At 61.6% G+C, this 7,349-nt stretch carries 8 protein-coding genes; 2 read left to right on the forward strand and 6 right to left on the reverse strand.

Going from position 1 to position 7,349, the window contains the following annotated elements:
• Together ACEW8G_RS14745 and ACEW8G_RS14750 are read left to right on the forward strand one after the other, a co-directional pair.
• Nucleotides 1–1,707 (forward strand): TonB-dependent receptor (locus ACEW8G_RS14745; protein ID WP_373489155.1); only part of this gene is annotated, 1,707 nt, incomplete at its 5' end.
• Nucleotides 1,708–1,778: 71 nt separating this feature from the next.
• Nucleotides 1,779–2,384 carry an inorganic diphosphatase gene (locus ACEW8G_RS14750; protein ID WP_373489156.1) on the forward strand — a complete coding sequence of 202 codons (606 nt, stop codon included), beginning with the start codon at nucleotides 1,779–1,781 and terminating at the stop codon, nucleotides 2,382–2,384.
• Nucleotides 2,385–2,402: 18 nt separating this feature from the next.
• Here the strand turns inward: ACEW8G_RS14750 and ACEW8G_RS14755 are convergent, their stop codons facing one another.
• From ACEW8G_RS14755 to ACEW8G_RS14780, 6 genes are all read right to left on the reverse strand, one after another.
• Complete coding sequence (locus ACEW8G_RS14755) at nucleotides 2,403–3,125, reverse strand: sigma-70 family RNA polymerase sigma factor (RefSeq protein ID WP_373489157.1); 723 nt, start codon at nucleotides 3,123–3,125, stop codon at nucleotides 2,403–2,405.
• A 47-nt stretch (nucleotides 3,126–3,172) separates the two neighbouring features.
• On the reverse strand, nucleotides 3,173–5,284 hold the full coding sequence (gene flhA, locus ACEW8G_RS14760) for a flagellar biosynthesis protein FlhA (RefSeq protein WP_373489158.1): 2,112 nt from the start codon (nucleotides 5,282–5,284) through the stop codon (nucleotides 3,173–3,175).
• A 6-nt stretch (nucleotides 5,285–5,290) separates the two neighbouring features.
• Nucleotides 5,291–6,088, reverse strand: a complete 798-nt coding sequence (locus tag ACEW8G_RS14765) for a lytic transglycosylase domain-containing protein (RefSeq protein ID WP_373489159.1) — start codon at nucleotides 6,086–6,088, stop codon at nucleotides 5,291–5,293.
• Between the two features lie 339 nt (nucleotides 6,089–6,427).
• Complete coding sequence (locus ACEW8G_RS14770) at nucleotides 6,428–6,748, reverse strand: hypothetical protein (protein WP_373489160.1); 321 nt, start codon at nucleotides 6,746–6,748, stop codon at nucleotides 6,428–6,430.
• An 11-nt stretch (nucleotides 6,749–6,759) separates the two neighbouring features.
• Nucleotides 6,760–7,044 (reverse strand): flagellar biosynthesis anti-sigma factor FlgM, encoded by a 285-nt coding sequence (gene flgM, locus ACEW8G_RS14775; RefSeq protein WP_373489161.1) that lies wholly within the window; start codon nucleotides 7,042–7,044, stop codon nucleotides 6,760–6,762.
• Nucleotides 7,045–7,159: 115 nt separating this feature from the next.
• A partial coding sequence (locus ACEW8G_RS14780) for a flagella basal body P-ring formation protein FlgA (RefSeq protein WP_373489162.1) occupies nucleotides 7,160–7,349 on the reverse strand: 190 nt, incomplete at its 5' end.

Genomic DNA, 7,349 nt, shown 5'->3' on the forward strand with positions numbered 1-7,349 from the left:
GATGACGAGCTGCGCAATCTGCTGGGTCTCGTATATGAAGACGGCACGCTGCAGCCCGGCGCGACCGAGCAGACGGCAACATTCAACCGCAGCCGGTTCATCAAGGAGTTCCGTCACCGCATCTTGGATGACGAACTGATGTCGTTTAGCGCAGGTGGCATTTCAAAGTTCGACGGGTTCACGCTCGATTATTCCGGGGCCTACAGCCGCGCCAAGCAGACCTTTCCGCGTCGCCAGCAGCTGGTGTATCGCTCCAACCTGCGCCCCAACCTGTCGTATGACTTCCGCGATGATCCCAACGAACCGGAAATCTCCATTTTCCGCACGCAGGAGCATCTCAACCTCGATTCCTACGCTTTCCGCCAGACCACCGTGCGGTCGCAGGATACCTTACAGGATGAGCTCGCCTTTGCGTTCAATGTCGACATACCAACGACCTTGTTCAACACATCGGCCAGCTACAAGTTCGGTGCGCGCGTGCGACTGCGCGATATCACGTCGGATGAAGAAAACTTCCGTGATCGCCGCGCCGGTTCTGCGCCGACTGCGTCGCTGGCCAGCCTGCTGTCTGATGAAAGGTCGCAGAACTTTGGCTATTTCCTTGGCAACAAGTTCGATTCTGGCCGGGTCATCGACTATTTCAAATCGGTTGAACAAACATCAGCAGTGCCCGCAACACGCCGCGTTCCGCAATCTACGGAAACCGATTATACCGCATCGGAGAATATCTATGCAGGCTATGCGATGACGCGGATCGACTTTACCAACGCGCAGGTGATCCTGGGCCTGCGTGTCGAGCGCACCGAATTTGAAGGCGCCGCACCGAACTTCGATCTGGTCAACGAAACCTTCACGCTCAACCGGGCGCGCAACAACTATACCAGCTGGTTCCCCAACGCGACGCTGCGTTTTGGGTTTACCGAAAACCTGATCGGTCGCTTTGCATTGACCCGCGCCATCTCCCGGCCAAACTATCGCGACAATGTGCCGCGTATTTCAGAAAACAGTGACAGCGCAGGAGTGATTGTTCAGGTCTCCCAGGGCAACCCTGATCTGCAACCCACATTGGCCAACAACATTGATGCGGGTCTGGAATATTATTTTCAGCCGGTCGGTCTGCTGTCCGCCAACCTGTTCTACAAGGATCTGGAAGACTATGAATTCACCGTTGTCGCCAACGGTGTGTTTGACGGTCGCCCGGCATTGATCACCCGCAAGGACAACGCGCCCGATGGCCGTGCTTACGGGTTTGAACTGGCCTATCAGCAGCAGTTCACCTTCCTGCCCGGGGCACTTTCAGGGCTGGGCATGTTTGCCAACTACACATGGACCAAGGCCAGCATCAACCTGCCCGGTTCGGTCCCAGGCCGTACGGGCCGGTCGCCGCTGCCCAACCAGTCAAGGCACACGGTAAACCTGTCATTGTTCTATGAGACCGACCGTTTCAACGCCCGCATCTCATTCACCGACCGCAGCGATTATATCGACGAGTTCAACCTCGACCCGCGTCTCGACACCATCTGGGAAGGGCGCGAACAGATCGACTTCACGACCAGTTTTGACGTGACCAAGCGTCTCAACGTCTATTTTGAAGCCAAGAACATCACCAATACCCCTGGCGTGCGCTATGCGGGTATTCGTGAGCGCGTAACCGAGTATGAAGAATTTGGTGCCACCTATTTCCTCGGTGCGCGCTTCAACTTTTGACGACGATCAGGCGGGTGTTTCCTCTGGCGGAACACCCGCTATATCGCACTCTGCCATTCCAGGAGAGAGCGATGCACAGAGCCCTTATCGCAGCATTGACCTGCCTCACGCTCTGGGCTGCGCCGCTGCTGGCTGGCGGCACCGGGCCGGCCACGCACCATCCGCAGCCAACTGACGGCGACACGTTCTTTGCATTGATTGAAATCTCCGCAGGCAGCGCGGTCAAATATGAAATCGATCCGGCGAGTGGCCGGTTGATCGTGGATCGCTTCCTGTCGATGCCGGTGGTCTATCCAGCCAACTATGGGTTCGTGCCCGGTTCGCTCGCGGGTGATGGCGATCCGCTCGATGTGCTGGTCTACACCCGCACGCCGATCGTGCCCGGCGCGCTGATTGAAGTGCGCGCGATCGGCATGTTGCGGATGACCGATGGCGGAAAGCAGGACGACAAGCTGATTGCGGTGCCGACCGACAAGGTCGATCCGGGCTATGCCGCCATCCGCGACGTTGCCGATCTGCCCGCCATCGATGTCGAGCGGCTGACCATGTTTTTCCGCGTCTACAAACACCTGCCACAACCGGGCGGTGACGTTGTGCTGGGCGACATTGTCGCGGCCGACATTGCGCACAAAGAGACGCGCGACGCCATCCGCCGGGGCGCCTTCGTCAAACCGTGAGCGACCGCTGGTTGCAGATCAGCGCGTGCTGGCCAGACGCTTGCGCAGCTTTTCCAGCGCGGTCTTCTTGATCTGGCACACCCGGGCAGCGGTGATACCCAGCACCAGGCCGATTTCATCGAGGTTCATTTCTTCAATATAATGCAGCTGCAGGATCAGCTGCTCGCGTTCTTTCAGCGTTGCGATGCTGGCATTGAGCAGCTGCTTGAGGTTGTCCGCCTCCATGACCGTCTCGGCGCTGTCCTCGCCATCGGCAAACCACATCGAATGTTCGGAATAAACCTCGTCCATCGATTCAAAACGCACATCTTGCGCCGCATCCGATCGCATGCGGAAATCCGCTGCGTCCATCCCCAAAGCCTCGGCGATTTCCGCTTCGCTGGGGTCACGCGCGAGCTTGCGCACCAGCAGCTCCTGCGCGCGGCGTACCTTCTTGCGGAAATCCATGGCCGACCGGCACATGTTGCTTGATGCGCGCAGATGATCGATCAGCGCGCCGCGAATGCGCATGCTGGCATAGGTCGCAAAGCCATGGCCGCGGTCCTCATAATGGTTGGCGCATTCGACCAGCGCGACCATGCCGATCTGAATCAGGTCCTCGACCTCGGCCACGCCGGGCGCCATGCCGCGCACATGCCAGGCGAGCTTGCGGACCAGCGGCAGATGCGCCTCGATCAGCTGACCGGGGGCGACCGCTGCCTTGCGGCCGTAGGTGATCGTTTCAATGGGCAATTGCTGCATGGGTTTTATCCGGCTTCAGTCAAAAGGGCATGTGCGGGGCGGCAACATCAGCTGCGCGAAAACGAGTGTTCGGCTTGAGGCGCGCGGCGCTGGGCCTGTCCGCCGACAGTGGCGACCACCTCCACCGGCTTGTCGTCGGGCAGCTCGCGGAACGAGAGCACCGGCGTATCGGGGAAGCGCGGGCGCAACAGATCGGCAAGCGGCTTGCGCGCCAGCGGTGATGTGACAAGCGCGTAATTGCGCTGTTCCATCATCAGCGGCCGGGCCGCATCTTCAATCGCGCCCAGGATGCGCTGGGCCAGCCCCGGCTCGATCGGGAAGGCTGCGTCGCCGGCCACGCGGAGCGATTGCGCCAGCAGACTTTCCAGCTCGGCATCCAGCGTCACCACCGGCAGCGGCAGATTCACCGGCACCAGCGACTGGATGATGATCGATCCGATCCGCTGACGCACGCCCTCGACGATTTGCGCGACGTTCGCCCCCTCGCCCGCGGCCTCGACCATGGCAGAACAGATGCGGCGGAAATCCTTGAGCGGCACGCCCTCGCGCAACAGTTCGCGGCACACGGCGGAGATGGTGAACAGTGAGAATGGCTGCGGGGTCAGGCCGTCGACCAGCTCAGGCGAGCTTTCCTTCAACGTGTCGAGCAGCTTTTTGGTCTCGTCCATGCCGAACAACTGCGCTGCATTGAGCCGCACCATCTGATTGAGGTGCGTCGCCATCACGGTTGCGGCATCGACAACGGTATAGCCCGCGACGATCGCCTCGGCGCGCTGATCGGGCGAAATCCACAGCGCGTCCATGCCGAAGGTCGGGTCCTTGCACACGCGGCCGTTGATCGTGCCGTCGATATCGCCGCTGTCGAGCGCGAGCAGGTCTTCGGGCCAGATCTCGTCCTCTGCGACAATCGTGCCGCCGATGGTGATGCGATAATGGTTGGCCGGCAGGTTCATCTCGTCGCGGATCCGCACCAGCGGAATGACGAAGCCCAGCTCTTTGGAAATCTGTTTGCGGATACCGGTGACGCGGCGCATCAGCGGCGCATCGCGGCGTTCATCGACCAGAGGCACCAGAGCATAGCCGACCTCGATGCCCAGCATCGCGCCATCGGAGACATCCTGCCAGTCGATGGCATTGGGGTTTTCCGGCGCGGCGGGAATGGCATTGTCTGCCGCCACCGGCTTGGGCCGTGACAGCCGCCAGGCGATGAACGCGGCGGCAGCAGCAGCGGGCAGGATGATCAGCGAGGGCATGCCGGGCAATACGCCCAGAATAGCAAGGATCACCGCGACCGGCACCCAGGCCTTGGCAATGCCGAACTGGCCCGAAATCTGGCCCGGCAGATCGAAGGGTGATGCAACGCGGGTGACGATGGACGCAGCCGCAATCGAGAGCAGCAGTGCGGGCACCTGTGCCACCAGTGCATCACCGATGGCCAGCATCGTATAATTGGACGCAGCGTCGCCGATCGACATGCCATGGCTGGTCATACCCAGAATGATGCCGCCAACTATGTTGACCACCAGGATCAGCACCCCGGCAACGGCATCGCCTTTGACGAACTTTGACGCACCATCCATCGACCCGTAAAAATCAGCTTCGGTCGCGACTTCTACACGGCGCGCCTTGGCTTCTTCGGGCGTCATCAGTCCGGCGTTGAGATCGGCATCAATCGCCATCTGCTTGCCCGGCATGGCATCGAGGGTGAAGCGTGCGGAAACTTCCGACACACGGCCAGCACCCTTGGTGATCACCACCAGATTGATGATCATCAAAATGGCGAACACCAAAAGCCCGACAACATAATCGCCGCCGATCAGGAAGCTGCCGAACGCCTCGATCACGTGCCCTGCCGCAGCGCTGCCTTCATGCCCGTTGACCAGCACAACGCGGGTCGAGGCGACGTTGAGGCCCAGCCGCAACAGCGTGGCGAACAACAGCACCGTCGGGAAACTGGAAAAGTCGAGCGGCTTGGTGACGTTCAATGCCACCATCAGCACCGCAAGGCTGATCATGATGTTTGCGATAAACCCGATGTCGAGCACCAGCGCAGGCACCGGCAAGATCAGGAACACGACCAGCAGCAGCGTCGCCAGCGGCAGGATCGCGCTGCGCGCATGATCTGCCAGACGGGTCAGCAAATTGGGGGCAGGGGACATAAAGGATCAGGCTCCCATTGCGGCGAGCAGCATGTAAGCCAGCCGCGCGTTTTCGTTGCCGCCAAGGCCAACAGTGGATTCAGGGCGGGTCGCACGCTGGCTGGCCAGCCGGACATAATCGGCAGGCTGCACCTGCGGCAGATCATTGCCCTCGCGCGGCAAGCGGCTGCCGCCCGGCATGGCTGAGCCGCCCAGCTTGGCCGCAAAGCGATCACGGATTTCACCAAAGCTGCGCGGCGCGCCGGATTTGTCGTAGAAAATCGAGCGGTTGGCCCCGGCAGCACGCGCGAATTGCGGGGCGGCGGCAGCATCGGGGTTGCGATCATGCTGGCTCAAAAACTGCCGCGCGCCTTCTGCTCCCAGAAAATGGGCGAGATACAGATCGACCGGCGCGGCCTCGCGGCCCAGCCCCCGCTCAAGATAATCGCGGTTGTCTGCGGCAAACTCGCCCGCCATCAGCGCGGCAACCTCGGGGTTCTTGCGAAGCCCAAGGATCGCCTGGCGCGTTTGCGGATCATCGACGCTGAAACGGCCCCGGCCATCGCGCGAAATGGCGTTGGCGGCCCAGCTGAGCCCGTGCTTTTGCCCGTGCTTTTCCATGACGCCAAGCCAGCTTTGATCGATGAACTGAAACAGCCCGGTGGCAGACGATGTCCGCGCCTTGGCCTCAGGATTGAGGCCGCTTTCGATGCGCGCCTGACCCAGCAGATAGTTGAAATCCATCCCCGTGCGGCGCGCGGACGTGGCGATCGCGCGGGTGACGCGGTCGCTGCTGTTGCCGATGCTGCCAAGGTGCGAGGACAAAACAGGTCTCCAGAGTTACTGGAGAGATCAAAGCAAGGGCTGTGCCAGTTTTGATGGGTGTTGGGGAGGCGCTGTGACGCGTGGATCGAAGTTGTGCGGACGCAAAAGCCCTCCCCCTCGATGGGGGAGGGTTGGGTGGGGGTGAGCTATCCGAATTGTGCCGCGGCCGGGTGATGGTGGGGGTGCCCACGCGGGCGGGTGCGCTTGCAGGTGAGGGTTTCGCTGGCCGCTTTTGCTGGTTCCCTTCACAGGGGACCGGGATGGGGGATGACGCACCTGCAGCCCTCCCCCCTCAAGGGGCAGGAGATCAATTAATGACGATTTGCAGGGTTTGCGCCGTCAGCTTCGCGACACAGCGCGCGCGTTGGGGGCGCGATACGTGGTCTGGGCTTCGTCGCCGCGCACGGCGGCAAGGCGCTGATCGGTATGATCGCGCCGAACCCGCAGCCGCTGGGCGGCGCTGGTGTTTGCTGTCAGAAGGTCGGCCAGTTGCGCGCGGGTGCTTGCATCGGGGCGCAGCGTGCCCTGCCCGCGCAGCGCATCAGTGATTGCGCCAAGATCGCGGCTGTGGGCAATCATGCCGTCGGTATCGCCGCAATCAAGCGCCGCAATCAGCGCGGTTTGCGCCGCCGCAAAGCGGTCAAGCAGGTCGGTCGGCACGCCCGGGAGCATCAGGCGGTCAGCTGGCCAAGATCGAGCGCGATCATCCGCGCCGCCAGCTTTTCGGTGTCGATCACATAGCTGCCATTGGCCAGCGCGTCGCGGATCGCGGCAACGCGGCCCTCGTCAATCGGCGCAGAGGTCGCGGCAGATTGCATGAAGCTGGCGGCAGGCGCGTTGCGGACGTTGTTGTCAGACGCAGTGCTGGTCGCAGCCGCACCGACGATCTTGTCGGTGCTGCCACCCTGACGGGTCGTCCCGACGGCAGGGCTGCCATATGCAGAAATGCGGCTCATGGGATTGATACCTCGTTCTATCATCACTTACGTCCTTTAACGGCCCTGGCACGCGATGCTTAAGGCCAAATTTTGCCAAAAGGTTAATGCGGAGCAACCGGTCATGCTTAACGGATCAGTTGCCAAGAATCGTGGCGCGACCGGGTTCAAGAATGCGTACGAAGATGGTCTTGGTCTTGGGATCATCGCGCACCGGGATGACCTCCCCAACGTTGCCGTCCTTCTCCGCAATCATCACGCGCGACAGCGTGAAGCTGGGCCGTTCGACGGTGAGCAGGATCGGCTCGCCGCGCTTGACCGCAGCC

Source organism: Blastomonas sp. (assembly GCF_041747255.1).
Lineage (GTDB): Bacteria > Pseudomonadota > Alphaproteobacteria > Sphingomonadales > Sphingomonadaceae > Blastomonas.